The sequence below is a fragment of the Pseudomonas capeferrum genome, assembly GCF_000731675.1.
Lineage (GTDB): Bacteria > Pseudomonadota > Gammaproteobacteria > Pseudomonadales > Pseudomonadaceae > Aquipseudomonas > Aquipseudomonas capeferrum.
Genome location: NZ_JMIT01000001.1, coordinates 1,536,217 through 1,562,668 on the forward strand (window position 1 = coordinate 1,536,217; position 26,452 = coordinate 1,562,668).

Below are 26,452 nucleotides of genomic sequence, written 5' to 3' on the forward strand. Positions count from 1 at the left end.
CCATGCGTATAGCAATCATCGGCAGTGGCATCGCGGGGCTGACCTGCGCCCATCTGCTGTCACGCAAGCACGAAGTGACGGTTTTCGAGGCCGAGCAATGGGTCGGGGGGCACACGCATACCTTCGATGTGATCTGGCAAGGTGAGCGCCATGCAATAGACACCGGTTTCATCGTCTTCAACGACTGGACCTACCCGCACTTCATCCGGTTGCTCGACCAGCTCAAGGTCGCCTCGCAGCCGACCGAGATGAGTTTCTCGGTGCATGACCCGATCACCGGCCTGGAATACAACGGTCATGACCTGAACACACTGTTCGCCCAACGACGCAACCTGGTGTCCCCAGGGTTCTGGGGGATGCTACGGGATATTCTGCGTTTCAACCGCCAGGCAGTCGCCGACCTCGACGCCCAGCGCATCGACGCCAACACCACCCTGGGCGCCTACCTTCAGGCGCACCGCTATGGGCGGCGGTTCATCGACCACTACATCGTGCCAATGGGGTCGGCCATCTGGTCGATGTCCCGCGCAGACATGCTCGGCTTCCCCCTTGAGTTCTTCGTGCGCTTTTGTCGCAACCACGGCTTGCTGTCGGTCACCCAACGGCCGCAGTGGCGGGTGATCAAAGGGGGTTCGCGCGGCTATGTTGCGCCGCTGTGCCGACCGTTTGCCGAACGCATCCGCCTCAACTGCAAGGTTTACCGGGTCAGCCGCGACGAAGGTGGCGTCACCCTGGTCAGCGCTGCCGGCAGCGAACGCTTCGACAATGTGGTGTTCGCCTGCCACAGCGACCAGGCCCTGGCGCTGCTGGACACCCCAAGCCCGCAGGAGCGCGCCGTGCTCGGCGCCATCGGCTACGCCAGCAACGACGTGGTGCTGCACACCGATACCCGTCTGCTGCCACGCCGCAGGCGCGCCTGGGCCAGCTGGAACTACCGCCTGGGCGGCCCAGAGCAGGCCCCCGCGGCGCTGACCTACAACATGAACCTGCTGCAAGGCATCAAGGCGCCGACCACCTTCTGCGTGAGCCTCAACCAGACCGCGCAGGTAGACCCGGCACAGATCATCGCCCGCTTCCAGTACGCCCACCCGCAGTACAGCCTTGCGGCCTCCGCCGCGCAGGCGTGCCAGGCGCAGTTGCAGGGCCAGCAACACAGTTACTTCTGTGGCGCCTACTGGGGTAATGGTTTTCACGAAGACGGGGTAGTCAGCGCGCTGAAAGTGGCCGCGCACTTTGGAGAGCAGCTGTGAACAGCAGCCTTTGCCTGGGCTGGGTCAGCCACCGGCGCCTGACGCCGCGGCGCCACGCGTTCCGTTACCGGATCGGCATGTTCTACCTGGACCTGGACGAGCAAACCTGGCTGCTGAAACTGTCTCTCTGGCTGGGGCGCTGGCGCCTGGCACCGCTGTGTTGGCGCGAGACCGACTACCTGCCCGCGCTGACCCGCCAGGGCGAACCGCTGGCCCAGGCCGCACGCTTGCTGGTCCACCAGGCGACAGGGCATATGCCCGAAGGCCCGGTGCGCCTGCTCACGCAACTGCGTTGCTGGGGGCTGTCGTTCAACCCGGTGAGCTTCTACTTCTGCCATGACCGCGACGGGCGCCTGGCGGCGATTCTGCTGGAGGTGCGCAACACGCCGTGGCGTGAACGCTTTCACTACGTGCTGCCAGTGCAGGGCAACCTTGCCAAGCGCTTCACCGTAGCCAAGGCCTTCCATGTGTCGCCGTTCATGCCCCTGGACATGGACTATCACCTGCGCTTCCGCCTGGACGCGGCGCATGTACGCATTCACATGCAGAACTGGCAAGGCGGCCGCAAGGTGTTCGAGGCCGACCTCACCTTGCAGCGCCAGCCACTGGATGCACCCGCGCTGCGCCGCTACGTGCTGACCTTTCCCTGGATGAGCCTGCACACCGTTCTGGCCATCTACTGGCAAGCGCTGCGCCTGTTGTTCAAACGCACCCCCGTCCATGACCACACCACCCGCCAGGGTGACCTGGCGCTCGGCCAACCTTGCGAGGACCCTGAACATGTCGAATCCCACCCTGAGCGTTAGCAAGTTCGCCGGCCTTGCGCCCTTACTCGGCGGGCTTGCACGAAGCGCCGTGCTGGCCCAGATGGGCAAACTGCGCCACGGCCACCTGCGTCTGCTCAGCCACGGGCAGCAGTGGAGCTTCGGTGATGCCGAAAGCCTGCTCCAGGCCGAGGTGGAGATCCTCGATGACGCCACTTGGAGCCTGATCGCCGGTAATGGCTCGATCGGCGCGGGCGAAGCCTACATCCATGGCTACTGGCGAAGCCCCGACCTGGCACTGGTGACGCGACTGTTCGTCGCCAACCTGGAAGTGCTCGATGCGCTCGAAGGTGGCCTGGCTCGCTTCGGCCGCCCTGCCCTGCGCCTGCTGCACCGGCTCAACCGCAACAGCAGGCGCGGCGCCCGGCGCAACATTCTGGCGCACTACGACCTGGGCAATGCCCTGTTCGAGCGGCTACTGGACCCGACCATGATGTATTCTGCCGCCCAGTTCGAGTACCCCGGGCAAACCCTGGAGCACGCCCAGTTGCACAAGCTGGAGCGCATCTGCCAGAAGCTCGAACTGCGCGCTGACGATCACCTGCTGGAGATTGGTTGCGGCTGGGGCAGCCTGGCAATCCACGCCGCCACCCGGTACGGCTGCCGGGTCACCACCACGACACTCTCCGAAGCCCAGTACGCCCATACCTTGCAGCGCGTTCAGGCCCTGGGGCTGGCGCAGCGCGTGACGGTGCTGCGCGAAGACTACCGCGACCTTCAAGGCAGCTTCGACAAATTGGTATCGATCGAGATGATCGAGGCTGTCGGGCACCGTTACCTGCCGGTGTACTTCCGTCAGTGCGCCTCGCTGCTCAAGCCCGAAGGCCTGATGCTGTTGCAAGCGATCACCATCCGCGACCAGCGCTATGCCCAGGCACGGCGCTCGGTAGACTTCATCCAGCGCTACATCTTCCCCGGTGGCGCCCTGCCCTCGCTGAGCGTGATGCTGGACACCGCCAGCCGGCAGACTGCACTCAACCTTGTGCACCTGGAGGATTTTGGCCTGGACTATGCCCACACCTTGCAGCATTGGCGCGAAAACCTGCGCCAGGCGCGCACAGCGCTGATGGACCTGGGCTACGACGACATGTTCCAGCGCCTGTGGGAGTTCTACCTGTGTTATTGCCAAGGCGGCTTCGAGGAGCGCGCCATCGGTGTCGCGCACCTGCTGTGGGCGGCCCCCCAGGCACGGCGCGCCCCCTGGCCTGGCAGTGCGTGATGCGCAGCTGCTGGCTGGTCGCCAATGCGCTCTGGTTACAGGCCGGCTGGTGGGCCTGCGTGCTGGGCGCGCAACGCCCTTGGTTGCTGCTGCTGGTGCCTCTGGGCCTGGCCGTGCACCTGCGCCTGTGCCCGAACTTCAACGCCGAGGGCAAGGCACTGTGGCGCGTTGCGTTGGCCGGCTGCCTGCTCGATAGCGTGTTGGGGGTACTGGGCGTGTTCGGTTTCGACGCCTGGCCGCTGCCGCTGTGGCTGGCACTGCTGTGGTGGGTGCTGGCCAGCGGCATGCGCCACAGCCTGGCATGGGCCGGCAAGCGCTACTGGCTCGGCGCGTTGCTGGGCGCATTCGGCGGCCCGTTGGCGTATGTCGGCGGCGCCAGGCTGGCGGATGTCGCCTTGCCTTTGGGCACGATGGAAACCGGCCTGTTATTGATGCCGGTGTGGGCGTTGGCCCTGCCACTGCTTTCGCGTCTCGCGGCGTCGCCCTCACGTTGAGCGGGGCAAGCGCGATCAGCTTCAGGGCGTGCCCGCTGGCAAGCGGCGGAAGAACAGGGTGATCTGGCCAACTTCCACGCCCAGTTTGCTCATGCTCGTGCGGTTGATCAGCGTGTCTTCATCCATGAGGTACATCCAGTCGTCCATGTCCACCTGCCAGTGCCGCCCGTCGACCGGCAGGTCAAGCTGGTAACGCCAACGCAGCGCATTCCCCGCCACTTCGCCGCGCGCCTCACCGATCACGTCCCCCGCTGTCCCCCGCCAGCGGCCAGGGCCGTCCGGCACCAGTGTCCAGGTACGCTGCTGGCGCGTGCCATCGCTGTAGAGAAAATGCTCGTCGAGGATCAGCCGCTCACCTTCGCGGCGGCTGTCGATGCGCACGTGGAAGCGCTTCACCACTTCGCCGGAACGCTTCTGGAACATCCCCCAGGCCTGCACCGGGCGCGAGAAGAACGCCGCCAGGTCCAGCTTCGGTTGCGCCTGGGCATAGTGCTCGACACCGACATTGCCACAGCTTCCCAGAAGCAGACAGGCAAACAGCAACAGCGCTTTGTACATGTTCAGCTACCTCGGTCGTTGCCCGCTGCCAGCCCGAGGAGGCGCTGAGGCAGTTGCGGGTCCCTGGACTGCGGATCGAGCCAGAGGGCGAAGAACGCCCTGCAGGCCTCGACACCTCGAAAAATACTATACAATACTAACTTATTGCATAGATATTAGATGAATTTGTACAGATTTCTACGCACTCCACACACGCCCTGCTAATCCCGCAAAATACGCCGTCTACTGCCCCCTGAAGGAATTGCTCATGCTGTACGTAGTCATGCTCGGTGGCCGCCACCCACGGGCCAGTATCGAGGTACACGACGTGCTGTTCGCACAGGCCGATTCACTGGAGCAGGCGTACCCGCAACTGCGCCAGGACTGGTTCGGCAGCCGTGCGGGCCTGCACATCGACTCGTGGCTGGAAGTCGACGGTATCGATCGCTACCGTGTCGCGTTCAGCCCGCTGGCGCCAGGCGCGGATGACCCACGGCTGTTCTTCATCAACCTGGGCGGCTACGAGCCCAACGTGTTTGGCGAGGCGCACCGCTACCTGCTGGTGGTGGCCAGGGACAAGGCCCAAGCCAAGCAACTGGGCAAGCAACGCTTGCAGTCGGCCTGGCTCAAACCGCATACCGATGCAGTACTGGAAGTAGACGACTGCCTGCCCGTCGACCTGGTGGGCGGGCGCTATGTGCACTTGATCGAAGGTGCCCATGGCGGGCTGCGTCAATACAGCGACTACATCCTGCTCTGAGATTCAAACACCCTCTCACCGGCGGGGAACAGCCGGCACTGACACCCGCGTGCCTGGCTTTCGGATTGTCATGAAACAGGCTATGTTCGGCGAAGCTCGGCCGCGCGTCGCCAGCACCGACTTCGATCAAGGGAAACCTCATGCAGCAACGTGAACTGCTGACAACCGTTGCAGGTGCCTGCGAAGTGCCGCAACGCGCTACCGTTCAAGCGTGGCGGCGGCAGCCATGACAGGCCTTGATCCTCGCGATGAGATAGCGCACTCGGTAAGGACGGACCGCCTGAAACAGCTGTTCGTCCAGTCAGCGCCCGCTGTGCTGGGCAGCTACTTGGCAGCCATCATGTTGTGCTGGCTGGGCTGGGAGCGTTTCGACCAGCAAAAGGTGGTCGCCTGGATGGCCGTACTCAGCCTTTCGACGGCCCTGCGTACCGCCATGTTCATCACCTACCTGCGCGCCCCCGCCAGCCAGCGCACGGCTGAACGCTGGGAGTGGCGCTACTGGGCCACGCTGGTATTGTCGGCGGCAACCTGGGGCTTGGGTGCATTGGCTGTGATGCCGGCCGACGACCTGCTGGGGCAGACATTGATCATGCTGTTTGCCGTGGGCATGTCGGTCAGCGCCGTGTCGTGTTACTCGTCATACCGCAACATGACCGTGGTATCGATCGCCCTGGTGCTGCTGCCCTGCACCGGTTGGCTGGTGGTGCAGCCTTCCGCGCTGCAGCAGGGGATCGCACTGGCGGTACTGGTGTTCGCATCGTTCGTCGTCAACGCGACGCAAAGCCTGTCCTCAGCCCTGTTGACCGCGTGGCGCCTGAAACACGAAATGGAACACGCTCACCGGCTTGCCATGGTGGCTTCGTGCACGGACGAACTGACCGGGCTGAACAACCGACGTGCCTTTTTCGACTCTGCATCGGTGCAGCACGCCCGCTGCAGGGAGGGTTGTACCTTCGTGGCCGTGCTGATGCTGGACGTCGATCATTTCAAGCAGATCAACGATACGGCCGGGCACGCGGCGGGCGACCAGGTGCTACAGCGGATCGGTGCCGTGATCAGCGCCAGCCTGCGGGATGACGACATAGCCGGCAGGCTGGGCGGCGAGGAGTTCGCCATCCTGCTGCCCGATACGCCTCTGCACACCGCCACCGAGATCGCCGAGCGCCTGCGGGCCCTGATAGCCAAACTGAACGTCAACGTTGAACACCCGGTGACCGCAAGCATAGGCCTGGCGTTCGCAACAGCCCCCACGAGTGAACTCGGTGCGTTGCTCAGTAGCGCAGACAAAGCCATGTACCACGCCAAGGCATCCGGCCGTAACCGAGTGATGGTCGTCGACCAGATGCACGCCGCCGTCTGACAAGAGGCAAGCCTGCCCAGATTTGGTTCAACCCTGCCATCACGCCAAACCTTGCACTCAATTGATGCAGGGCAGCCGCGCGCTCGGCATTCGCCCCTACATCCAGGTGCCATAAATCCCCGCCAATTCGTCTGATACCGTCGCGTTTCTGCTATTAAACCGCGCACATCTGCTTTTTTAGCGCCATTTTCCCTCCCGATTCATCCGCCCTGCCCGTTCCGGCATTGTCATTGCAAAGCGAGTTCACCCCTTAACCCGAGGCGATCCATAAAAACCGCATCCACAAGTAAATGCAGTACCGCACCGCGTTGTGAATGGATGAATGTGCAACAACACTGCCGACGAGTCGTGGCAAGGAGTGGGTATGTCCCGGGCTTTTTTCAATGAAATGTATGAGGCAAACGGAAGTTGCCGCCCGCACTATCAGGAGTTCGCCCGCTGGCTAGCGAACACGCCGCTGGCATTGTTGGAGCAGCGGCGGCACGAAGCCGACCTGCTGTTTCATCGGGCCGGCATCACCTTCACCCTGTACGGTGACCAGCAAGACACCGAGCGGTTGATCCCCTTCGATATCATCCCGCGCAGCATCCGCGCCAGCGAATGGCGCATCGTCGAACGCGGGTGTATCCAGCGCGTCCAGGCGCTGAACCTGTTCCTGCAGGACATCTACCACGAACAGCGCATTCTCAAGGCCGGCATCATTCCGCCCGAGCAGGTGCTGGCCAACGAGGGCTACCAGGTCGCCATGCAGGGCCTGAATCTGCACCGTGGGCTGTACGCCCATATCGCCGGCGTCGACCTGGTGCGTGACAGTGACGGTACGTATTACGTACTGGAAGACAACCTGCGCACGCCCAGCGGCGTCAGCTACATGCTCGAAGACCGCAAGATGATGATGCGCCTGTTCCCCGAGCTGTTCGCCGCCCAGCGCATCGCCCCCATCGACCACTACCCCAACCTGCTGCTGGACACACTCAAGAGTGCCAGCCCGCTGGACAACCCGACCGCCGTGGTGCTCACTCCGGGGCGCTTCAACAGCGCCTACTTCGAGCATGCATTCCTGGCCCGGGAGATGGGCATCGAGCTGGTCGAAGGCGCCGACTTGTTCGTGCGCAACGACCATCTCTATATGCGTACCACCGCCGGCCCACAGCAGGTGGATGTGATTTACCGCCGCCTGGACGACGAATACCTCGACCCACTGTCGTTCAACCCTGACTCGATGCTGGGCGTACCGGGGCTGATCTCGGTGTACCGGGCTGGCAACGTGGTGCTGGCCAACGCGGTGGGCACCGGCGTTGCCGACGACAAGTCGATCTACCCCTATGTCGACGACATGATCCGCTTTTACCTGAGCGAGGAGCCGATCCTGAAGAACGTGCCCACGTGGCAATGCCGCAAGCCACAGGACCTTTCCCACGTCCTGGCCCACCTCCCCGAGCTGGTGGTCAAGGAAACCCAAGGCTCCGGCGGCTATGGCATGTTGGTCGGCCCTGCCGCCACAGCGGCGCAGATCGAAGACTTTCGCGCCCGCATCAAGGCGCGCCCGCACGCCTACATCGCGCAGCCCACGCTGTGCCTGTCCACCTGCCCGACCTTCGTCGAAAGCGGCATTGCGCCGCGCCACATCGACCTGCGTCCGTTTGTGCTGTCAGGCAGTGAAACCCGCCTGGTGCCCGGTGGCCTGACCCGCGTTGCGCTGCAAGAAGGCTCGCTGGTGGTCAACTCGTCGCAAGGCGGCGGTACCAAGGACACCTGGGTGGTGGAGGACTGACCCATGCTTTCGAGAACAGCTTCCGATCTGTACTGGATGTCCCGCTACCTGGAACGCGCCGAAAACCTCGCACGCATGCTCGAGGTCAGCTACTCGCTGTCTCTGATGCCGCAAGCCGGGCGTTCGGATGGCCACGCCGAGCTGGCCATGTCGCTGCTGGCGTCCGGTACGCTGGACGATTACATCCGCAAGCACACCGAGCTGGACCCCGAGCGCATGCTGCACTTCTTTGCGCTGGACGCGAGCAACCCCAGCAGCATCTATTGCTGCCTGCAAGCTGCCCGTACCAACGCCCATGCTGTACGTGGGCGGATCACCGCCGACATGTGGGAAAACATCAACGCCACCTGGATCGAAATGCGCAACATCGCCAGCAACGGCCTTGGGCGCTACGGCATCAGCCAGTTCTGCGACTGGGTCAAGGAACGCTCGCACCTGTTCCGTGGCGCGACCTCCGGCACCATCATGCGCAACGATGCCTACAGTTTCATTCGCCTGGGCACCTTCCTCGAGCGGGCAGACAACACCCTGCGCCTGCTCGATGCCCGTTATGAAATGTTCGGGGAAACCTCCGAGGAGGTCAGCGACGACTCTGCACGCGGTTATTACCAGTGGAGCGCCTTGTTGCGCGCCCTGACCGCCTACGAAGCCTTCAATGAAATCTACCGCAACGCGCCCAGCGCGCGACCGGTGTCGGAGCTTTTGCTGCTGCGCGTTGACGTGCCGCGTTCGCTGCATGCCTGCATTGATGAGCTCGACCAGATTCTTGCCGGCCTGCCTGGCAATACCGGCCGCGCCGCACAAAGGCTGGCCGCCGAACTCAACGCACGACTGCGCTACACCGCCATCGACGAGATTCTCGAAGCCGGGCTGCACCTGTGGCTGACCGACTTCATCGGCCGCATCCACCAACTGGGCCAGACCGTCCATAACGCCTATCTGGAGGTCATATGAAACTGTCCATCCGCCACGACACCACCTACAGCTACGCCAGTGACGTCTGCAACAGCATCCAGTTCCTGCGCCTGACACCGCGCAGCAGCGAGCGCCAACGTATCCTCGACTGGCAATTGGACTTGCCCTGCAAGGTGAACAGCCAGATCGACCCCTATGGCAACATCCTGCACGTGCTGACCTTGGAAAAGCCCCATGGCCACCTGGCCCTGACGGCCAGCGGCCAGGTGGAAATCGACCCGGATTGCGAGCACGAGGCCGGCAGCCAGTCGCCCCTGCCGTTCCTGCGCAGCAGCCACCTCACCCAGGCCAGTGACGCGCTCAAGGCCTTCGCCACTCAGCAGTGTGGCGAGCGCCGCGACCGGGCAGCGTTGACTGCACTGATGCAAGGCCTGGCCGACCATATGCCCTACAGCCCAGGCGCGACCTCGGTGGGCACCACCGCCATCGAGTCGTTTGCCGGCGGTGCCGGGGTGTGCCAGGACCATACCCACGCGTTCCTGGCCTGCGCCCGCAGCCTGGGTATCCCCGCACGCTACGTGTCCGGCTACTTGTGCACCGAAGACGAAACCCACCTGGCCAGCCACGCCTGGGCTGAAGCCTGGATCGATGAAGCCTGGTACAGCTTCGACGTCACCAACCGCCTCACCCGGCCCGAGCGTCACCTTAAACTGGCCGTCGGGCTGGATTACCTCGATGCCTGCCCAGTCCGCGGAGTGCGCCGGGGTGGCGGCGTCGAATCCATGCAGGCAAGCGTTCAGGTGCATCGCCAGTAGCCCCCTGGCGCAACACCAGCAGGCCCCGGCATGCCGTGTGCGGCGGGGCCCTCCATTCAAAGCACAAGGTAAACAGCATGACCTACTGTGTCGCTATGCACGTGGCGGACGGGCTGGTATTCATCTGCGACTCACGCACCAATGCCGGCATCGACCAGATATCCACGTTTCGCAAGTTGTTCGTTTTCAGCGTGCCCGGCGAGCGGCTGATCGTCCTGCAGACCGCCGGCAACCTCGCCACCTCGCAATCGGTGGTCAACCTGCTCGAACAACGCAGCCGGGGCTCCGGCACCCACCTGCTGAACGTCGCCACGCTCTACGATGCAACGGTACTGGTGGCCGAAACCCTGCGCGAAGTGGTCGCCCGTGACCGCAGCAAGCTGACAGCCCAGATCGATCTGAGCGCCTCGTTCATGGTGGGCGGGCAGATCGCTGGCAGCCCCATGGGCATCTACAACGTCTATGCCCAGGGCAACTTCTTCCAGGCCACCCAAGACACCCCCTTCCTGCAATTGGGCGAGAGCAAGTACGGCAGGCCGATCCTGGACCGTAACCTCACCTACCACACGCCCTTGGACGAGGCGGTGCGCTGCGGCCTGATCTCATTCGACTCCACCATCCGCAGCAACCTGTCCGTGGGCATGCCCCTGGATCTGCTGGTGTATGGCAAAGACAGCTGCACAGCCAGGGAGCCGGTTCGCATTCATCATGACGACCCTTACTACAGCCAGATCCGCAAGCAATGGGGTGATGGCTTGAAAAACCTGCTGGCCGAACTCACGCCACCCCCACGGGATTTCATGGCCCAATGAGCGAGGTCGAAACATGCCGTCGGCTGGCGACCGAGCAGCCTCCATGCTCAAATAACCTTCACCGCACGGCCTATGAATTTCACCGGCCCGGTCGGCCGCCCGGTGGGCGAGCCACCGGCTTTTTCAAGCGTCAGCTCGAACAGTTGGTCGGGTTCTAAAGGCGGCATGCTGCTGGCGGGGACGCGGTATTGCTCGCCTGGCTTGATCAACCCCAGCGAAACGGGTGCGGGCCATTGCGAGCCCTTGGTCCAGAACTGCAGTGCCATGCCGTCAGGTACAGCGTCCTGGCCCAGGGGGATGAGCTCCAAGGCCCGCCCATCGCTTGCCTGCACCACCCATCCCGGCGCCTGGTCCGTCGGTGCAACCAGCACCACCAGGTAGCGCGGCGACGGTGCCGGGCTGACCAGCAACAGAAACGTCAGCACCAGGCTCGCTGCGATGCCCACGGCACTCACCCCCTGCCACAGGCGAAGACGCTGCCACCACGCCACGGACGGTTTGGCAAACCACCCCGCGCGCTCGTCCAGGCTGCGCTCTATACGCCCCCATAAGCGGGGGCTGGGTGTTGAGGGTTGGGCAACACGGGTCAGGGCCAGCAGGCGTTCTTCCCACGCATCCACAGCCCGCTGCAGGCGCGGGTCATGCGCCATGCGCGCGGCCAGCGCCGCGCGCTGGTCGGCAGGCAGTGTGCCGAGTACGTACTCCCCTGCCAGCGCCTCCAGCGCGTCCTGGTCTTGATCGGCAGCATCCGCTTTCATCCCATGCACTCTCTGAGAGCCTTGAGGCTTCGCTTGATCCAGGCTTTGACGGTGCCTAGTGGCGCGTCGAGCAGGCTAGCGATCTCGATGTGGCTGCACCCGTCCACATAAGCATGCAGGATGCACCGTTGAGGTGAAGGCTGCAGTTGCTCCAGGCAGCGGTAGATCCTGCTCGAACCCGACCATGCCTCATCATCGGCACCCGGGAACACGGCGCCGATGGCGTCGATATCGCTTTCGTCAAAAGCGACTTCACAGCGCACGTCACGTATGTGATTCAACGCCAGGTGCCGGGTGATGCTGTAGATCCAACCCCGTGCCGAACCGCGCGCCGGGTCGAAACTCGCGGCGCGGGTCCAGATGCGGATGAAGGCATCGTGGACGATATCCTCGGCGGTTGCGTCATCCCTGGCGATGCGCCGCGTGACGCCCAGCAAGCGTGCGCCTTCATGGGTGTAGAGCGCCTGCAAGGCGCGCCGATCGCCTTGAGCGCACGCCGCCAGGCATGCCTGAAAATCGAAGGGGGTAACAGGCAGGTTCAACGTTCGATCACTCCTAGCATTACCGAGTGCAGCCCCAGCCTTGAGGCCAGGTCTGGCGGTAAGGGTAGATGATCAATCACCCGCCGGCTGCCACAACATCAATCATTTGGCGGCCCAGAACACGTAGTCAGCCTGGTACTTGACGATTTGTCGCTCGCCTTTGTTCTGCGCCATGCAGCCACTTTGCGGCGCAACGCCACCACGGGTCGCAACGCGCTGGATGTAGCTGACGCCGTGCATGGCACCTGGGCCTTCGGCGGGGTTGGCCTTCACCAGTTGATACGGCAGCGCGGTCTTGTCCACGGGCACCACAGCGAGCTGGGTCCCGGTGATTTTCGAACCGTCTTTGGCTTGCCAGGTGGCAGGCGGGCCGAAGTAGTCGCCCACTGCCTTGCCCGAACGGTCATTGAGCACCGCTTTCGGGCCTACGAAAACCCACTCGGTCTGCCCCGGCATGCTGGCCTTGTCGCGGCATTCGTAGGTGATTTCGCCCACGCCCACGGTTTCCAGGACCACCTTGTGGCCTTCGGGCACCTTCACGGCATCAGGCAGGCCTTGTTGAGCGTGGGCTGTGTGTGAGGCCAGAACCAGGGCCAGGCCAGCGACGAGCGAGCAGGGAACGGATGTGAAGGTCATCGTGCAAACTCCTGATAGGGGGTGGTCGGGGCTGCAGCAAGGCTGCCCTGCCCTGATTACCCGCCACCGTCCTGTTTGGATGCACCCCTGCACAAAAAAATGTGAGGACGCTGACGCACAGCGTCGGAACTTTGCTGGCTTGTCGCAGGCCTTCTTTCTCAGGTGTATTGATAAAAGGAGATACCCGATGAGTGCGCAACTCAGTGGCAAGCGCGTGGCCTTTCTAGTCACCGATGGTTTCGAACAGGTGGAACTGACCGGTCCTCGTGATGCCTTGAAAGATAACGGCGCAGTGGTCGATATCCTGAGTGACACGCCAGGCACCGTTCGCGGCTGGAATCATGACAAGCCTGCCGACGAATTTACCGTGGATGCAACCTTCGACGATGCCCAGCTCGACCTCTACGATGCCCTTGTACTGCCTGGCGGCGTACAGAACTCCGACACCATTCGCCTGATAGCCGGCGCGCAGGAACTGGTAAAAGCCCACGATTCGGCCGGTAAACCACTAGCGGTGATCTGCCATGGTGCATGGCTACTGGTGTCCAGTGGCCTGGTCAAAGGCAAGCGGATGACCAGTTACAAGACACTGCAGGATGATATCCGCAACGCCGGCGGCACCTGGGTGGATGAACAGGTGGTGGTTGATGGCAACCTGATCAGCAGCCGCCAGCCAGATGATATTCCCGCGTTCAACCAGCAGTTGATCAGCGCCCTGGCAGGTTGAACCTGCCCCTTGCAGCCCCTTGCATCGCTCAAGGGGCCTGCGCCTGAGCTCAGACGAAACGGGCAATAACGCGCTGAACCATTTGCCTGTGTGCCACGTCCACCGCAAAAGCATTCATGAGTCGAAACCAAAATGGCGTGCGATCCCGTGCTGGCAGTGCTCGGCTACCTCAAAGACCACCAGTTGGTACTCACCACCGCAGAATCCTGCACGGCAGGCTGCATGATTGCATTGCTGGCCGCCTACCCGGGTGCAGGGGAAGTGCTTGAAAGCGGCTACGTGGTGTACTCACCCACGGCCAAGAAGCGTCTGTTGGGCGTGAACCCGCAAACCATCGAGCGCTATGGCCTGACCAGCGAGGCCGTGGCCTGGGAAATGGCATTAGGTGCGTTGAAGGACAGCGATGCCAATGTCGTCATCGCAACCACCGGCGTAGCCGGGCCTGGCCAGGCATCGGGGGTTTTACCCGGCACACTGTGCTTTGCCTGGGCTTTTGCCGGCGAACCCATCGCAGTGTTTACCCGTACCCAGCGATTCTTTGGGGAACGTGCGCAGGTCATGCACGAGGGCGCCCTGTATGGGCTGACCCGACTGAGTCACTACTACGAGCGCTGGCTGCGCGGGGACCGCGCCTGAATAACGGACACTTCATGAGGGCCACAGTCTCGTCCTAGGTTTACTGAACCAGGATGGCGTGATGAACCTCGATAGACGGGACGGGCACCACACTGCGCCGCGTCGTCAGCCACTCACGCATCCGTGCAGTATCGAAGATCTGCCCCTCTTCCATCATCACCAGAATCAGCGCTTGGGACATTCGGTAGCACCCGCATTGCGAACAGTGACGCTCTTCCCACCCCGTCGAACACTCGACGGATTCGGCACTTCCCGCGCAAATCAGACAACTCATGAAGCCCCCTTCTGCTTATTTTTGGTAGGAGGTTGAAACAGGGTTATTGAGATGAACTATTTCTCATAGTTACCAAGAGATTTCCATGCCAATTCGAAATTCCCTGTTTTTTTTGGGGGGGGATTGCATTTGGGCTACAAGGTGCCCGCCAGTGCATTTTTAGCGCCTGTCAGATCGAGCGCCGCGCGGGCGGCGCTTGATCTTCGCGACACCTCCAAGCCCAAGACAAGCACGCCAACCATCATCCTTGTTGAACCCTGCTGCACAAGGTCGACTCAATGCCTAGTAAGCCTGTACTAACCCGCCCGCACTGAGGTGACGACATGAATGCTATCGATCTGCTGGTTCAAGACCACAACGTGGTGAAAAAGCTGCTGGAAGAACTGTCTTCGACCACTGAACGTGCCGTAAAGAAACGCGCTGAACTGCTGCATCGGATTGAACAGGAACTGCAAGTCCACACCGCCCTGGAGGAAGACATCCTCTACCCTGCGATCAAGCAGGCCGGTGGCAAGGAAGAAGCCAAGATGTATTACGAAGCGAAGGAAGAGCACCGCACCGTCGATTCATTGGTGTTGCCTGATCTGCTTCATACCGAAACCGGCACCCTCGAATTCGCCGGGCGGGTCAAGGTGATGAAAGAGCTGCTGGAGCATCACATCGAGGAAGAGGAAGGCGAGCTGTTCCCGACGGCCAAGAAGCTGCTGGGCAAGGGCCAGCTTGAAGAGCTGGGGCTGGCCATGGAAGCGCAGAAGAAACTGCTCAAGAGCGAGCAGCGCGCCGCTTGAATCGAGTGCGCCGTGCCGGGGCCCTCTCGGCTCGCCCTGGCAGGCGCCCAGTAAGAAAATGCGTTGGGATTGGCGTTGATGGCGAACTGGATCGAATTGCTGGAATGGCCTGCCATGGCGGTCACGGTACTGGCCGCCTGGTGCATAGGCTCGCGCCGCGCCGGGCGTCGCAAGATTGGCTTCTGCTGTTTCATTGCCAGCAACCTACTATGGTCAGTCTGGGGCTGGCACGCTCAGGCCTGGGCGTTGATTGTGCTGCAGGTAGTGCTATGCCTCATGAACCTCAGGGGCTGGAAGAAGAACACGGCTGCCGAGCTCCAGTCGTGACGTTCACCTTGGCTGCAGGGGCCTGTTAACCCAGCAACTGGCTCAATACCGCGCGCAATTTCCCCGGTTTGACGGGCTTGTTCAATAGCGGCGCACCGAGCTTTTGCAAAGCACGCCGGCACTGATCGCTGCGGTCTGCGGTGATGATCACCGCAGGGATGGGGGCGTTGAAATGCTCACGCAAGTGCCGGACCACCTCGCAACCCACAACCCCGTGATCCAGGTGAAAATCCGCCAGGATCAGCTCCGGTGCCTGCCCCTGCAAGGCCAACAAGGCCCCTGCCTGGTCGGTCGCGGTCACCACCTCGCAGCCCCACTGAGCCAGCAGCGCGCGCATGCTTTCGAGAATGCTCACTTCGTTGTCCAGCACCAGCAGCCGGCGGCCGGGCAACGGGTTACCGGCGCCGGGCTGCGGCGCGCTCTGGTGGATTGGCAACGGTACTTTCTCGCCGATCGGCACCTCGATGCTGAACATCGAGCCACGGCCCGGCCATGACCGCACCTGGATCCGGTAACCGAGAATCTTGGCGATCCGCTCAACGATGGCCAAACCCAGGCCTACGCCTTTGCGATCAGCGGCGCGGCCAACGTCCAATTGGTTGAACTCAAGGAAAATGGCCTCCAGCCGATCCTGCGCGATGCCACGCCCGGTGTCCCACACCTCCAGGCGCAAACAGGCGCCGCGACGCCTGGCCCCCAGCAAGATCCGGCCCTGGTCGGTATAACGGCAGGCGTTGCTGAGAAAGTTGCGCAGGATCCGCGTCATCAGCCGCAGGTCGGTGCTGATAGCGTAGTCACCGATGCGTGCCCGCAGTTTAAGGCCTGCCGCGTCGGCCACCGAGCGGAATTCCGAGACCAGCGGCCCGAGCAGTTCATCGAGACGGTACAACGCCACGTCAGGCTTGACCGCCGCCTGGTCGAGCCGGGAAATGTCCAACAGGTCGGTGAGCAGGTCTTCGGCGCCCTCCAGAGCCTGATGGGTACGCTCCACCAGCACCTGCTCGGCCTCCGGCAATGGCCGTTCGCGCAAGGTCGAGATCAGCAGGCGTGCGGCATTGAGCGGTTGCAGCAGGTCATGGCTGGCGGCAGCCAGGTACTTGTCCTTGCTGCGGTTGGCGGTTTCCGCGGCGTCGCGAGCGTCGCGCAGGGCTCGGGCGATCTGTTTACGCTCGGTAATCTGCTGTTGCAGGTTGCGGTTGGCCTCCAGCAGTTCATCGGTACGGGCAGCCACCCGCTGCTCCAGTTCGTCATTGAGCTGTTGCAGGCGCTGCTGGGCCTGCTTGCGTTCGGTGATGTCGGCGACAAAACCTTCCACCAGCCCTTGCTGGCCGGGTTTGAGCAGCAGGTTCATCAGCACATCGAGGTGGCTGCCGTCCTTGCGCCGCAAGCGGGTCTCGTAGCCGTGCAGGCTGTGTTCGCGTGCTAAGGCTGCGGTAATCGCTTGCAGTTCCTGGGCGCCGCCGACAAACAGGTTGGCGGCCAGGTCGGTCAGGGAAAACAACACCGCCTGCGGGCTCTCGTAACCGAGCATGCGCGCCAGCGCCGGGTTGGCGGCACGCATGCCCTCTTGCAGGCTGGCTTGGAAAATCCCGTGGACGGCGTTCTCGAACAGCCATTTGTAACGGTTGCGCTCGGCTTCCAGTTCGTCCAGGCGCGCCGCCAGTTCCGGGTAATGACTCTTGCGCGCCGAGTGGTCGCCCAGCCCCAAAAGCCCGGCCAGTGCCCGCTGCTGCTCGTCAGAGGGCCTCGCCATAGACGACCTCGACATCACGTTGGCTCGACTCGCGAGGGTTGGTGAGGATGCACGGGTCACCCATCGCGTGCTGCGACAAAAACGGAATGTCGGACGTGCGCACCCCATGCAGACCAAGGGTTTCATGGAAGCCGATAGCGCGCTTCAACGCGATCAGGTGGTCCACCAGGCGCGCGCAGATCTGCCGATGGTTGAGACCGCGGCAGTCGATGCCAAATACCTCGGCAATCACCTTGAAGCGCTCCGGGGCCGAGCTGTAGTTGAACGCCACCACGTGCTCCACCAGCACGGCGTTGCACAAGCCATGGGGTAAGTCGAGGAACCCGCCCAGGCTGTGGGACATGGCGTGCACCGCGCCAAGAATCGCATTGGAGAACGCCAGGCCGGCCTGCATGCTGCCCAGCATGATTTTCTCGCGCAGGGCGATATCGCCCGGGTTGGCGATCATCTGCACCAGGTTGCCATTGATCAGGCGCATGGCCTCCAGCGCATGGGGGTCAGTCAGCGGGCCGTGGCCGGTGGAGACGAAGGCTTCGATGGCATGCACCAGCGCGTCGATGCCGGTGCAGGCAGACAGGAAGGGGTCCATGCTCAGGGTGGTTTGCGGGTCGATCAGCGAAACGTCCGGCACCACGGCCTTGCTGACGATGGAGAACTTCATGCGCTCCTGCTGGTTGGAAATGATCACGAACTGCGAGACGTCGGCCGAGGTACCGGCCGTGGTGGGGATCAGAATCAGTGGCGGGCTGGGCACCCGGATCATGTCCACGCCTTCGAACTCAAGGATGCTGCGCCCGTGGGCGACCACGATGCCAATCGCCTTGCCGCAATCCATCGGGCTGCCGCCGCCGACGGCGACAATCACGTCGCAGTGGTTTTCCCGGTAGATCTCGGCGCCGAGCATTACCTCTTCGACCCGCGGGTTGGGCGACACGGCGCTGTACAGGCAGTAATCGATGCCTTGCGCCTGCAGGCTGGCCTCGACATCCGCCACCCAACCGGCGGCAATCACGCCGGGGTCGCTGACCACCAGCACCTTGCGGGCACCGAAGGTCTTGGCGTAGTTGGCGACGTTATGCCGGCAGCCGGCACCAAAGATGATTTCAGGCGAAACGAACTTGCGAAGCGGGCTGAAGCTCTGGCTCATCGGAAAGCCTGTTTTTTTTGTTCTGAAAGGTAACCGCCAGCGTAAAGCATCCCGCAACGAAAGTAACCAGACCAAAGGGTGGCAAGGGCTCAGCCCCGAAAAATCAGGCGCGACGCCTTTTCGTTGCGCAAGGTCAGTTGCACCATGCCCTGCCCCGCTGCCTGCGCCTCCTGCCGGGCCTGGAGGATGACGCCGTGGTGCGGCGACTTGCTGCACACAGGGTCGGCATTGGCCGCATTGCCGGTGAGCATGTAGGCCTGGCAGCGGCAGCCACCGAGGTCCTGGTGCTTTTCATCGCAGGAGCGGCAGGGCTCCTTCATCCAGGCCGTGCCGCGAAAACGGTTGAAGCCGAAGGCGTCGTTCCAGATATGCTCGATGCTGTGTTCGCGCACGTTGGGGAAGCTCACGGGCAGCTGCCGGGCGCTGTGGCACGGCAGCGCAGTGCCATCCGGGGTGATGTCGAGAAACAGATTGGCCCAGCCGTTCATGCAGGTCTTTGGGCGTTCTTCGTAGTAGTCCGGCGTGACGAAAATCAGCTTGCATGGATGTCCCTCGGCCTCCAACCGCTGGCGATAAACCTGGGTAATCCGTTCGGCCCGTTGCAACTGCTCACGGGTCGGCAACAGGCCTGCACGGTTGAGCTCGGCCCAGCCGTAGAACTGGCACGTCGCCAACTCGACGAAGTCCGCCTGCAAGGCCAGGCACAGCTCGATGATCTCGGCAATCTGGTCGATGTTATGCCGATGGGTCACGAAGTTCAGCACCATCGGATAACCCTGGGCCTTGACCGCCTGGGCCATCGCCAGCTTCTGCGCGAACGCCTTGCGCGAGCCGGCCAGCAGGTTGTTGACCGCCTCGTCGGCAGCCTGGAAGCTGATCTGGATATGGTCAAGCCCGGCGCGCTTGAAGTCGCGGACTTTCTGTTCGGTCAGGCCGATGCCGGAGGTGATCAGGTTGGTGTAGTAACCCATGCCCCGCGCGGCCTCGATCAGCACTGCCAGGTCTTGGCGCACCAACGGTTCGCCGCCAGAGAAGCCCAGTTGCGCGGCGCCCATCGCCCGCGCCTCGCGGAACACCCGGATCCATTCTTCAGTGGTCAGCTCCTCGCCCTGTTGGGCAAAGTCCAGCGGGTTGGAACAATACGGGCACTGCAGCGGGCAGCGGTAGGTCAGTTCCGCCAGCAACCACAGCGGCGGCCCCGGGCGTGGCTCATTCGATCCAGTATTTGGCACGGGCCACCTCCAGAAACGCCAGCACATCTTCATCCAGCCCCGGCACGCCGGGGAAGCGTTGCACCAGTCTGTCGATGATCAGCGCCACGCTGCGCTGGCCGTCGAGCAATTCGAGGACCCAGCCGGCGCTGGCATTGAGGGTGATCATGCCTTCGGGGTACAGCAGCACATGGCAATCCTGGCGTGGCTCCCATTGCAGGCGAAAACCGCGGCGCAAGGCCAGCGCCTGCTCACGCTCGATCAGCTTCACAGGATAATCCCCCGATGCCAGACGTTGTCCCGAGTGACGCTGTGATACGGCAGCCGCTGCAGCTCATACGCCATGCTCATGGCATCGAGCATGCTCCACAGCACATCGAGCTTGAACTGGAGGATCTCCAGCATGGGCTGCAATTCCCAGAGAAGAAACGGCCATCGCAACGATGGCCGCAAGGCCATCAACGATTGGCGAAGTACATCGTCACTTCGAAGCCAATGCGCAGGTCGGTAAAAGCGGGTTTAGTCCACATGGGGCAGTCCTCTTCTATTGCCGGGCGATTCCGGTAGAGGCATTAATGCACGGGGGGGCGACGGGCCGAATGCTACTTTGGAACGAGCTTGCGGGGTGCGTTGGTAGGGGGTGACACGGGACATTACGCAAACGGGTGACGCGCGCGCAGAGGCGCCCACCCAGAGCCCTCTGCGCGTGCGTCGTTGCATCCAGGCCCAGCGGCACCCTACCGCTGGGCCTGTGTGCGCTTAGAAGAAGCCCAGCGGATTGATGTCGTAGCTCACCAGCAGGTTTTTGGTCTGCTGGTAATGGTCGAGCATCATCTTGTGGGTCTCGCGGCCCACCCCAGACTTCTTGTAACCACCAAACGCCGCATGCGCCGGATACAGGTGGTAGCAGTTGGTCCACACGCGACCGGCCTTTATCGCCCGGCCCATGCGGTAGGCGCGGTTGATGTCTCGGGTCCACAGCCCTGCGCCCAGGCCGAACTCGCTGTCGTTGGCGATCGCCAAGGCTTCGGCTTCGTCCTTGAAGGTGGCCACGCCCACCACCGGGCCGAAGATCTCTTCCTGGAAGACGCGCATCTTGTTGTGGCCCTTGAGCAGGGTCGGCTGAATGTAGTACCCACTGGCCAGGTCGCCGTCGAGCCGCTCGGCGCCGCCGCCGGTGAGCAACTGCGCCCCCTCGTCCTGGGCGATCTGCAGGTAGGAGAGGATCTTGTCGTACTGCTGCTGCGAGGCTTGGGCGCCGACCATGGTTTCGGTGTCCAGCGGGTTGCCGCGGGTGATCTTGCCGATCTTCTTCATCACCTCGGCCATGAACGGTTCGTAGATCGACTCCTGGATCAACGCTCGTGAAGGGCAGGTGCAAACCTCGCCCTGGTTGAAGAACGCCAGCACCAGGCCTTCGGCGGCCTTTTCGATGAACGCAGGTTCGGCCTGCATGATGTCTTCGAAAAAAATATTCGGCGACTTGCCGCCCAGCTCCACGGTGGACGGGATGATGTTCTCGGCCGCGCACTTCATGATGTGCGAGCCCACCGGGGTGGAACCGGTGAAGGCAATTTTGGCAATGCGCTTGCTGGTGGCCAGGGCCTCGCCGGCTTCACGGCCGAAGCCCTGGACGATGTTCAGCACACCTGCGGGCAGCAGGTCGGCGATCAGCTCGGCAAACACCGTGATCGACAAGGGCGTCTGCTCGGCGGGTTTGAGCACCACGCAGTTACCGGCGGCCAGGGCCGGGGCAAGTTTCCAGGCGGCCATCAGCAGCGGGAAGTTCCACGGGATGATCTGCCCGACCACGCCCAGCGGTTCATGGAAATGGTAGGCCGTGGTCAGTTCGTTGATCTCTGCCGCGCCCCCTTCCTGGGCGCGGATGCAGCCGGCGAAATAACGAAAGTGGTCTGCTGCCAGCGGCACGTCGGCATTGAGGGTTTCGCGTACGGCCTTGCCGTTGTCCCAGCTTTCGGTCACAGCGAGCACTTCCAGGTGCTGCTCGATGCGGTCGGCGATCTTCAGCAGCACCCGCGCGCGCTCCTGCACCGAGGTCTTGCCCCAGGCTTCGGCGGCGGCGTGCGCGGCGTCCAGGGCCAGGTCGATGTCCTGGGCAGTGGAGCGTGGGAATTCGGCAATCGGTTGGCCATTGACCGGCGAGCTGTTGGTGAAGTACTGGCCACCCAACGGTGGCACAAACGCGCCGCCGATGAAATTGCCATAGCGGGGTTTGAAGGCCACGACAGCGCCTGGCGTTCCGGGTTGTGCGTAGATCATGCTGAGCCTCTGCGGGTCGATGCCTGTCCGACGACGGGCGATGGAGCCATGGTAAAAAGCCCCGCGTGCCAGACGAATGCATCGTTGGCAGTGGAGGTCTCGTCATTTGGTAGTAGGGGCGCGAAGGGTCGGGGTTCAGTTTGAGGGTTGTGGCGCTCGATGACCCAGGCGCCAAAAATGCCAAACCGATCGCTACAACCCCACCCTCCCCCCATCAACCCGCTGCAACCGCTGACGTTCATAACGCGGATAAAGATGGCTGACACTGCGGATCAATTCATACCGGCTCAAGCTGATACCGGCAAACCGCTCGGGTATCGGGCTGCGGATCATCTCGACCATGTCATCCCCCCGCGCCGCACCCTCAAGCATCAGACCATCGAGCCAGCCCAGGTAGTCGCGCATCTGCGCAAACGGCCGCGCATCGCTGGCCACCGGCCCGTGCCCGGGTACAACCACCTTCCAGGGCAAGGCTTGCAGGGTATCCAGGTCCTTGAGCCAAACCTCCAGCCCCGGGCTGTTGGGCGTGGTCAGAGCACGCTCATGGAACACCAGGTCACCCGCAAACAGCACGCCCGTCTGCTCATCGAAAATCGCCAGGTCAGCGCCGGTATGCCCGCCCAACGCCAACAGCCGCAGCCGGTGGCCGCCAACCTCATGAACGCCTGGTTCCAGCACTCGGGTCGGCAGCACCACCTCGGTGCCGCGCATCCAGTCGCCGACCAGGCGGTACATGTTCTCGGCCATGGCGTCGCCCTGCTGGCGCAAGAGCTCGCCAGTGCCTGCCAGGGCGCCAATCGGCACATCGGCAAACGCCTGGTTGCCTAGCACATGGTCGGGGTGGTGGTGGGTCAGCAGCAGTTCGACCACCGGCTTGTCGGTGATCGCGGCAATGGCCTGGCGCAAGGCCTCGCCATAGCGTTTGGACGGCCCGCTGTCGATCACCACCACGCCGCAGTCGGTGACAATGAACGCCGTGTTGACGACATTGCCGCCATTGCCCTTGGCGAAATTGTCGGTGCTGCCCTCCAGCAACCAGGTGCCCTGCGCGATCTGCCGGGGCGTGAGGCGATAGTCCAGGTCGGCCCAGGCCGGCAGGCCCAGGCATAGCAGCAACAGCAAGGTCCAACGCATGGCGGGCGCCTCGGGTCGGGGAATGAAAGCGAGCAACACGCTCAACGAACGGTCGCCTCGAAGCGGTTGCCACTGTTGTCCTGCAACACCAGCCGGGTCAGCCCAGGGCCCTGGATATCGAAGCCCAGGTTGGGGTTTTCGCTGACCGCCGGGTACAGTTCCAGGCTGGCCAGGCGCTGGCCATCCGCGTCTTGCAACTCGGCATGGTTGAGGAAGAATTCGGGGATGCCGCTGACCAGGCCGTTGTCCATCGGGTGGGCCACCTGCAAACGCAGGCGGCTGGTATCGCCTCGCGGGTAGCGACCGCCCAGCACTTCACCCAGGTGTTCCTCCCAGCCGGGCTGGCTGCGCACCACGCTGGGCGCCGTACAGCCTCCACCTGCAGCATCGATCAAGGTCGAGCCGACATGCCAAAGGCCGTCGCGGGTCAGCACCGCCGCACGCAGCGGCGTGGCCTGCTCAATGCGGATGCGCACCGACAGCCACGGCAGCACGCGCTCGCCCGGCTCGAAATCGACGATGCGCGGCAGCGGGTTGAGCTCGGCCCAGGCAATGATGCGTACCACCTCGCCGGTGAACGCCCGGGCGTCGATTTCCAGCGGCGCCTGGCGTGCGTCCTCGGCAAAGGGCGGCGCCAGCAGCTTGACCCGATCATCGAAGACGAAAGCGGCCTGCCCCAGCAACTGCTTGTGGTAGAAGTCCCACATCACCGACGGTACCGGGTCCGGGTGGGCACTCGCTTCAGTGGCCAGGCCCTGCGCTGCCCAGGGCATCCAGCAGGCCAGCAGCATAGTCGTTCGCCAGTTCATCACCTGCTCCTAGGGTTGTCACTCCTCGACGTGCACGCTGTCCAGGTAGGTGCGCACTGCCCACAGGGCTTCCTGGCTCAGGTAGTCGGCCATCTTTGGCATGTACACCCGCCCGTCACGCACCGCGCCGTGGCGCACCCGCTCGACAAACCACTCATCCCCTGCCTCGCCGACATCGAGCATGCGCAAATCCGGGGCGATGCCGCCGGACTTGGCTTCCAGGCCATGGCAGGCAGCGCAGTTCTGGTTGTACGCCGAGGCGCCGATTTCCACGGCCTTGTCGTGCTCGGCGGAGGTACGGTACGGGTTGACCGCCGCCCAGCCGTCGCCGTCCAGGCTGACCCCGGCGTCCTTGATCGGGGTCAAGCCCTTGGTTTCCACTGCCTGGGGCACCACGTTGCCATGGGCCCAGGCCGTACCGGTCAGCAAAGCGCCGGTCAGCAGGCCTGTAGCGAGCAAGACGTTGCGTTTTGTTGTCATTGTTATGCCCTCAAGTTGCACGCAAGGCCTCAACCACAGAGGCCGTGCCGCCATCTTAGAAACAGCCCGCAGGCGGCCGTATGCTGCTTTGGTGGCCGGGCCGTACTCCCTTGGTAGTAGGGCTTGTGGCGAAGGGCCAAATGAGGTGCCGACCGGGAACTTTTCCCGGCAAGGGCGGGACTTTTTCCGTATCCCCGACAGCCGCCCCGCCCCACCCTGTGCAGGCCAAAACTCCACAGGGAACTGCAACCATGACAATAAGATCGCTACCCGCCCTTTCCCCTCTGGCCCTGGGCGTGCGGGCCCTGCTGCTGGCCGGTAGCCTGGCCCTCTGCACGGCGGCCACGGCGGCCAGCGCGACCGCGGCACCGGCCGGCAAGAACGTGACCTGGGAAGACATCGCCAACGACCACCTGACCACCCAGGACGTACTGCAGTACGGCATGGGCACCAACGCCCAGCGCTGGAGCCCCTTGGCCCAGGTCAATGACCAGAACGTGTTCAAGCTGACCCCGGCCTGGTCGTATTCCTTCGGCGACGAGAAGCAGCGCGGCCAGGAATCCCAGGCCATCGTCAGCGACGGTGTGGTCTACGTCACCGGCTCGTACTCACGGGTGTTCGCCCTCGATGCGAAGACCGGCAAACGCCTGTGGACCTACAACCACCGCCTGCCGGACAACATTCGCCCGTGCTGCGACGTGGTCAACCGCGGGGCGGCGATCTACGGCGACAAGATCTACTTCGGCACCCTCGACGCCCGCCTCATCGCCCTGGACAAGCGCACCGGCAAGGTGGTGTGGAACAAGAAGTTCGGCGACCACAGCGCCGGCTACACCATGACCGGCGCCCCGGTGCTGATCAAGGACAAGACCAGCGGCAAGGTGTTGCTGATCCACGGCAGCTCCGGCGATGAGTTCGGCGTGGTCGGCCAGCTGTTCGCCCGTGACCCGGACACGGGCGAAGAAGTGTGGATGCGGCCCTTCGTGGAGGGCCACATGGGCCGCCTGAACGGCAAGGACAGCACGCCGACCGGCGACGTCAAGGCGCCGTCCTGGCCAGACGACGCCACCACCGAAACCGGCAAGGTCGAGGCCTGGAGCCACGGCGGCGGCGCCCCTTGGCAGAGCGCCAGTTTCGACGCCGAGAGCAATACCATCATTGTCGGCGCAGGCAACCCTGGCCCCTGGAATACCTGGGCGCGCACCTCCAAGGATGGCAACCCCCACGACTACGACAGCCTCTATACCTCGGGCCAGGTCGGCGTCGACCCGAGCACCGGCGAGGTGAAGTGGTTCTACCAGCACACGCCGAACGATGCCTGGGACTTCTCCGGCAACAACGAACTGGTGCTGTTCGACTACAAGGACAAGGACGGCAAGGTGGTCAAAGCCACCGGCCACGCCGACCGCAACGGCTTCTTCTACGTGGTGGACCGCAACAACGGCAAACTGCAGAACGCCTTCCCCTTCGTCGACAACATCACCTGGGCCAGCCATATCGACCTCAAGACCGGGCGCCCGGTCGAAAACCCCGGCCAGCGTCCGGCCAAGCCGCTACCGGGTGAAACCAAGGGCAAGCCAGTGGAAGTCTCGCCGCCGTTCCTGGGCGGTAAAAACTGGAACCCCATGGCCTACAGCCAGGACACCGGCCTGTTCTACATCCCCGGCAACCAGTGGAAAGAGGAGTACTGGACAGAGGAGGTGAACTACAAGAAGGGCTCGGCCTACCTGGGCATGGGTTTTCGCATCAAGCGCATGTATGACGACCACGTCGGCACCTTGCGCGCCATGGACCCGAGCACCGGCAAGCTGGTCTGGGAGCACAAGGAGCACCTGCCGCTGTGGGCCGGCGTACTCGCGACCAAGGGCAACCTGGTGTTCACCGGCACGGGCGACGGCTTCTTCAAGGCCTTCGACGCCAAGACGGGCAAGGAGCTGTGGAAGTTCCAGACCGGCAGCGGCATCGTCTCGCCGCCGATCACCTGGGAACAGGACGGCGAGCAGTACATCGGCGTGACCGTGGGCTACGGCGGCGCCGTGCCGCTGTGGGGCGGCGACATGGCCGAGCTGACCAAGCCGGTGGCCCAGGGCGGCTCGTTCTGGGTGTTCAAGATCCCGAGTTGGGACACCAAGACCGCTCAGCGTTGATCCCTGCGGGGCGCGGCCAGCCCGCGCCCCGCAACAGCCCTCC

At 63.3% G+C, this 26,452-nt stretch carries 29 protein-coding genes and 2 pseudogenes; 15 read left to right on the forward strand and 16 right to left on the reverse strand.

Annotation, left to right across the window (positions count from 1 at the left end; all coding sequences use genetic code 11):
• Positions 1-2: 2 nt before the first annotated feature.
• The 4 genes from PC358_RS06940 to PC358_RS06955 are packed head-to-tail and all read left to right on the forward strand — an operon-like array spanning position 3 to position 3,787.
• Entirely contained in the window at positions 3-1,250 is a 1,248-nt protein-coding gene (locus PC358_RS06940; RefSeq protein WP_033698452.1) for an NAD(P)/FAD-dependent oxidoreductase, read from the forward strand.
• Positions 1,247-2,056, forward strand: a complete 810-nt coding sequence (locus PC358_RS06945) for a DUF1365 domain-containing protein (RefSeq protein WP_033698454.1) — start codon at positions 1,247-1,249, stop codon at positions 2,054-2,056. Before PC358_RS06940 ends, PC358_RS06945 begins: the two co-directional genes overlap by 4 nt.
• Positions 2,031-3,293: an SAM-dependent methyltransferase gene (locus tag PC358_RS06950; RefSeq protein WP_033698455.1), complete on the forward strand. Its 1,263-nt coding sequence runs from the start codon at positions 2,031-2,033 to the stop codon at positions 3,291-3,293. The genes PC358_RS06945 and PC358_RS06950 overlap by 26 nt, the downstream gene beginning before the upstream one ends.
• Entirely contained in the window at positions 3,293-3,787 is a 495-nt protein-coding gene (locus PC358_RS06955) for a DUF2878 domain-containing protein (RefSeq protein ID WP_033700116.1), read from the forward strand. Before PC358_RS06950 ends, PC358_RS06955 begins: the two co-directional genes overlap by 1 nt.
• A 21-nt stretch (positions 3,788-3,808) precedes the next feature.
• Here the strand turns inward: PC358_RS06955 and PC358_RS06960 are convergent, their stop codons facing one another.
• The gene (locus PC358_RS06960; protein ID WP_033698457.1) at positions 3,809-4,345 is read right to left on the reverse strand and encodes a DUF3833 domain-containing protein; all 537 of its coding nucleotides are present in this window, start codon (positions 4,343-4,345) and stop codon (positions 3,809-3,811) included.
• Between the two features lie 2 nt (positions 4,346-4,347).
• A pseudogene (locus tag PC358_RS28550) lies at positions 4,348-4,446 on the reverse strand (chalcone isomerase family protein); the annotation flags it as partial.
• A gap of 146 nt (positions 4,447-4,592) precedes the next feature.
• On the opposite strand from PC358_RS28550, the gene PC358_RS06965 reads away from it, so the two are divergent.
• From PC358_RS06965 to PC358_RS06990, 6 genes are all read left to right on the forward strand, one after another.
• Positions 4,593-5,084, forward strand: coding sequence for a DUF1543 domain-containing protein (locus tag PC358_RS06965; RefSeq protein ID WP_033698458.1), 492 nt, complete (start codon positions 4,593-4,595; stop codon positions 5,082-5,084).
• A gap of 313 nt (positions 5,085-5,397) precedes the next feature.
• The gene (locus tag PC358_RS06970; RefSeq protein ID WP_033698459.1) at positions 5,398-6,444 is read left to right on the forward strand and encodes a GGDEF domain-containing protein; all 1,047 of its coding nucleotides are present in this window, start codon (positions 5,398-5,400) and stop codon (positions 6,442-6,444) included.
• 364 nt (positions 6,445-6,808) lie between these two features.
• Entirely contained in the window at positions 6,809-8,218 is a 1,410-nt protein-coding gene (locus PC358_RS06975) for a circularly permuted type 2 ATP-grasp protein (RefSeq protein ID WP_033698460.1), read from the forward strand.
• Positions 8,219-8,221: 3 nt separating this feature from the next.
• Positions 8,222-9,172, forward strand: a complete 951-nt coding sequence (locus PC358_RS06980) for an alpha-E domain-containing protein (RefSeq protein WP_033698461.1) — start codon at positions 8,222-8,224, stop codon at positions 9,170-9,172.
• Positions 9,169-9,948 (forward strand): transglutaminase family protein, encoded by a 780-nt coding sequence (locus PC358_RS06985; RefSeq protein ID WP_033698462.1) that lies wholly within the window; start codon positions 9,169-9,171, stop codon positions 9,946-9,948. The genes PC358_RS06980 and PC358_RS06985 overlap by 4 nt, the downstream gene beginning before the upstream one ends.
• A gap of 77 nt (positions 9,949-10,025) precedes the next feature.
• Complete coding sequence (locus PC358_RS06990) at positions 10,026-10,760, forward strand: proteasome-type protease (protein WP_033698463.1); 735 nt, start codon at positions 10,026-10,028, stop codon at positions 10,758-10,760.
• Between the two features lie 47 nt (positions 10,761-10,807).
• On the opposite strand, the gene PC358_RS06995 is transcribed toward PC358_RS06990, so the two are convergent.
• The 3 genes from PC358_RS06995 to PC358_RS07005 all read right to left on the reverse strand — a co-directional run bounded on the left by PC358_RS06995 (position 10,808) and on the right by PC358_RS07005 (position 12,696).
• The gene (locus PC358_RS06995; protein WP_033698464.1) at positions 10,808-11,518 is read right to left on the reverse strand and encodes an anti-sigma factor; all 711 of its coding nucleotides are present in this window, start codon (positions 11,516-11,518) and stop codon (positions 10,808-10,810) included.
• Positions 11,515-12,060: a sigma-70 family RNA polymerase sigma factor gene (locus tag PC358_RS07000; RefSeq protein ID WP_033698465.1), complete on the reverse strand. Its 546-nt coding sequence runs from the start codon at positions 12,058-12,060 to the stop codon at positions 11,515-11,517. Before PC358_RS07000 ends, PC358_RS06995 begins: the two co-directional genes overlap by 4 nt.
• Positions 12,061-12,162: 102 nt before the next feature.
• Positions 12,163-12,696 (reverse strand): DUF3455 domain-containing protein, encoded by a 534-nt coding sequence (locus tag PC358_RS07005; protein ID WP_033698466.1) that lies wholly within the window; start codon positions 12,694-12,696, stop codon positions 12,163-12,165.
• A 187-nt stretch (positions 12,697-12,883) separates the two neighbouring features.
• Between PC358_RS07005 and PC358_RS07010 the strand changes: the two genes are divergently transcribed.
• Both PC358_RS07010 and PC358_RS07015 read left to right on the forward strand, forming a co-directional pair.
• Positions 12,884-13,423, forward strand: coding sequence for a type 1 glutamine amidotransferase domain-containing protein (locus PC358_RS07010; RefSeq protein WP_033698468.1), 540 nt, complete (start codon positions 12,884-12,886; stop codon positions 13,421-13,423).
• Between the two features lie 132 nt (positions 13,424-13,555).
• Positions 13,556-14,059, forward strand: coding sequence for a CinA family protein (locus tag PC358_RS07015; protein WP_033698470.1), 504 nt, complete (start codon positions 13,556-13,558; stop codon positions 14,057-14,059).
• A gap of 40 nt (positions 14,060-14,099) precedes the next feature.
• Here PC358_RS07015 and PC358_RS27910 read toward each other — a convergent pair whose 3' ends face one another.
• On the reverse strand, positions 14,100-14,240 hold the full coding sequence (locus PC358_RS27910; RefSeq protein ID WP_167334458.1) for a hypothetical protein: 141 nt from the start codon (positions 14,238-14,240) through the stop codon (positions 14,100-14,102).
• Positions 14,241-14,656: 416 nt separating this feature from the next.
• Between PC358_RS27910 and PC358_RS07020 the strand changes: the two genes are divergently transcribed.
• Both PC358_RS07020 and PC358_RS07025 read left to right on the forward strand, forming a co-directional pair.
• Entirely contained in the window at positions 14,657-15,121 is a 465-nt protein-coding gene (locus PC358_RS07020) for a hemerythrin domain-containing protein (RefSeq protein ID WP_033698471.1), read from the forward strand.
• Between the two features lie 78 nt (positions 15,122-15,199).
• Positions 15,200-15,448 (forward strand): hypothetical protein, encoded by a 249-nt coding sequence (locus PC358_RS07025; protein WP_033700117.1) that lies wholly within the window; start codon positions 15,200-15,202, stop codon positions 15,446-15,448.
• Positions 15,449-15,473: 25 nt separating this feature from the next.
• On the opposite strand, the gene PC358_RS07030 is transcribed toward PC358_RS07025, so the two are convergent.
• The 10 genes and pseudogenes from PC358_RS07030 to pedF all read right to left on the reverse strand — a co-directional run bounded on the left by PC358_RS07030 (position 15,474) and on the right by pedF (position 24,262).
• Positions 15,474-17,201 carry a PAS domain-containing hybrid sensor histidine kinase/response regulator gene (locus PC358_RS07030; RefSeq protein ID WP_033698472.1) on the reverse strand — a complete coding sequence of 576 codons (1,728 nt, stop codon included), beginning with the start codon at positions 17,199-17,201 and terminating at the stop codon, positions 15,474-15,476.
• Entirely contained in the window at positions 17,185-18,348 is a 1,164-nt protein-coding gene (gene ercA, locus PC358_RS07035; protein WP_033698473.1) for an alcohol dehydrogenase-like regulatory protein ErcA, read from the reverse strand. The genes PC358_RS07030 and ercA overlap by 17 nt, the downstream gene beginning before the upstream one ends.
• A gap of 89 nt (positions 18,349-18,437) precedes the next feature.
• Complete coding sequence (gene pqqE, locus PC358_RS07040) at positions 18,438-19,580, reverse strand: pyrroloquinoline quinone biosynthesis protein PqqE (RefSeq protein WP_033698475.1); 1,143 nt, start codon at positions 19,578-19,580, stop codon at positions 18,438-18,440.
• Complete coding sequence (pqqD, locus tag PC358_RS07045; protein ID WP_033698477.1) at positions 19,558-19,830, reverse strand: pyrroloquinoline quinone biosynthesis peptide chaperone PqqD; 273 nt, start codon at positions 19,828-19,830, stop codon at positions 19,558-19,560. The genes pqqE and pqqD overlap by 23 nt, the downstream gene beginning before the upstream one ends.
• Positions 19,827-19,964, reverse strand: a pseudogene (locus PC358_RS26985) (pyrroloquinoline-quinone synthase PqqC); the annotation flags it as partial. The gene pqqD and the pseudogene PC358_RS26985, both read right to left, overlap by 4 nt.
• A 53-nt stretch (positions 19,965-20,017) precedes the next feature.
• Positions 20,018-20,089 carry a pyrroloquinoline quinone precursor peptide PqqA gene (pqqA, locus tag PC358_RS26990; RefSeq protein ID WP_003253598.1) on the reverse strand — a complete coding sequence of 24 codons (72 nt, stop codon included), beginning with the start codon at positions 20,087-20,089 and terminating at the stop codon, positions 20,018-20,020.
• 229 nt (positions 20,090-20,318) lie between these two features.
• Positions 20,319-21,839 (reverse strand): acetaldehyde dehydrogenase ExaC, encoded by a 1,521-nt coding sequence (exaC, locus tag PC358_RS07050; RefSeq protein ID WP_033698479.1) that lies wholly within the window; start codon positions 21,837-21,839, stop codon positions 20,319-20,321.
• Between the two features lie 192 nt (positions 21,840-22,031).
• On the reverse strand, positions 22,032-22,973 hold the full coding sequence (locus PC358_RS07055; RefSeq protein ID WP_033698480.1) for a quinoprotein relay system zinc metallohydrolase 1: 942 nt from the start codon (positions 22,971-22,973) through the stop codon (positions 22,032-22,034).
• Positions 22,974-23,014: 41 nt separating this feature from the next.
• On the reverse strand, positions 23,015-23,782 hold the full coding sequence (locus PC358_RS07060) for a quinoprotein dehydrogenase-associated SoxYZ-like carrier (protein ID WP_033698481.1): 768 nt from the start codon (positions 23,780-23,782) through the stop codon (positions 23,015-23,017).
• A gap of 18 nt (positions 23,783-23,800) precedes the next feature.
• Positions 23,801-24,262 carry a cytochrome c-550 PedF gene (pedF, locus tag PC358_RS07065; protein WP_033698482.1) on the reverse strand — a complete coding sequence of 154 codons (462 nt, stop codon included), beginning with the start codon at positions 24,260-24,262 and terminating at the stop codon, positions 23,801-23,803.
• 251 nt (positions 24,263-24,513) lie between these two features.
• Between pedF and exaA the strand changes: the two genes are divergently transcribed.
• Complete coding sequence (exaA, locus tag PC358_RS07070) at positions 24,514-26,409, forward strand: quinoprotein ethanol dehydrogenase (RefSeq protein WP_033698484.1); 1,896 nt, start codon at positions 24,514-24,516, stop codon at positions 26,407-26,409.
• Positions 26,410-26,452 lie beyond the last annotated feature (43 nt).

Excerpts from the sequence above, each read along its gene's own strand:
- PC358_RS07010 (WP_033698468.1), top strand. The coding sequence starts at position 12,884 with ATGAGTGCGCAACTCAGTGGCAAGCGCGTGGCCTTTCTAGTCACCGAT.
- PC358_RS06980 (WP_033698461.1), top strand. The coding sequence starts at position 8,222 with ATGCTTTCGAGAACAGCTTCCGATCTGTACTGGATGTCCCGCTACCTG.
- PC358_RS06940 (WP_033698452.1), top strand. The coding sequence starts at position 3 with ATGCGTATAGCAATCATCGGCAGTGGCATCGCGGGGCTGACCTGCGCC.
- PC358_RS07060 (WP_033698481.1), bottom strand. The coding sequence starts at position 23,782 with ATGAACTGGCGAACGACTATGCTGCTGGCCTGCTGGATGCCCTGGGCA.
- PC358_RS07025 (WP_033700117.1), top strand. The coding sequence starts at position 15,200 with ATGGCGAACTGGATCGAATTGCTGGAATGGCCTGCCATGGCGGTCACG.
- PC358_RS07015 (WP_033698470.1), top strand. The coding sequence starts at position 13,556 with ATGGCGTGCGATCCCGTGCTGGCAGTGCTCGGCTACCTCAAAGACCAC.
- exaC (WP_033698479.1), bottom strand. The coding sequence starts at position 21,839 with ATGATCTACGCACAACCCGGAACGCCAGGCGCTGTCGTGGCCTTCAAA.
- PC358_RS07005 (WP_033698466.1), bottom strand. The coding sequence starts at position 12,696 with ATGACCTTCACATCCGTTCCCTGCTCGCTCGTCGCTGGCCTGGCCCTG.
- PC358_RS06965 (WP_033698458.1), top strand. The coding sequence starts at position 4,593 with ATGCTGTACGTAGTCATGCTCGGTGGCCGCCACCCACGGGCCAGTATC.
- PC358_RS06955 (WP_033700116.1), top strand. The coding sequence starts at position 3,293 with ATGCGCAGCTGCTGGCTGGTCGCCAATGCGCTCTGGTTACAGGCCGGC.
- PC358_RS06950 (WP_033698455.1), top strand. The coding sequence starts at position 2,031 with ATGTCGAATCCCACCCTGAGCGTTAGCAAGTTCGCCGGCCTTGCGCCC.
- pedF (WP_033698482.1), bottom strand. The coding sequence starts at position 24,262 with ATGACAACAAAACGCAACGTCTTGCTCGCTACAGGCCTGCTGACCGGC.
- PC358_RS27910 (WP_167334458.1), bottom strand. The coding sequence starts at position 14,240 with ATGTCCCAAGCGCTGATTCTGGTGATGATGGAAGAGGGGCAGATCTTC.
- PC358_RS06975 (WP_033698460.1), top strand. The coding sequence starts at position 6,809 with ATGTCCCGGGCTTTTTTCAATGAAATGTATGAGGCAAACGGAAGTTGC.
- ercA (WP_033698473.1), bottom strand. The coding sequence starts at position 18,348 with ATGAGCCAGAGCTTCAGCCCGCTTCGCAAGTTCGTTTCGCCTGAAATC.
- PC358_RS07020 (WP_033698471.1), top strand. The coding sequence starts at position 14,657 with ATGAATGCTATCGATCTGCTGGTTCAAGACCACAACGTGGTGAAAAAG.
- PC358_RS07055 (WP_033698480.1), bottom strand. The coding sequence starts at position 22,973 with ATGCGTTGGACCTTGCTGTTGCTGCTATGCCTGGGCCTGCCGGCCTGG.
- PC358_RS06995 (WP_033698464.1), bottom strand. The coding sequence starts at position 11,518 with ATGAAAGCGGATGCTGCCGATCAAGACCAGGACGCGCTGGAGGCGCTG.
- PC358_RS06960 (WP_033698457.1), bottom strand. The coding sequence starts at position 4,345 with ATGTACAAAGCGCTGTTGCTGTTTGCCTGTCTGCTTCTGGGAAGCTGT.
- PC358_RS06985 (WP_033698462.1), top strand. The coding sequence starts at position 9,169 with ATGAAACTGTCCATCCGCCACGACACCACCTACAGCTACGCCAGTGAC.
- PC358_RS07030 (WP_033698472.1), bottom strand. The coding sequence starts at position 17,201 with ATGGCGAGGCCCTCTGACGAGCAGCAGCGGGCACTGGCCGGGCTTTTG.
- exaA (WP_033698484.1), top strand. The coding sequence starts at position 24,514 with ATGACAATAAGATCGCTACCCGCCCTTTCCCCTCTGGCCCTGGGCGTG.
- PC358_RS06990 (WP_033698463.1), top strand. The coding sequence starts at position 10,026 with ATGACCTACTGTGTCGCTATGCACGTGGCGGACGGGCTGGTATTCATC.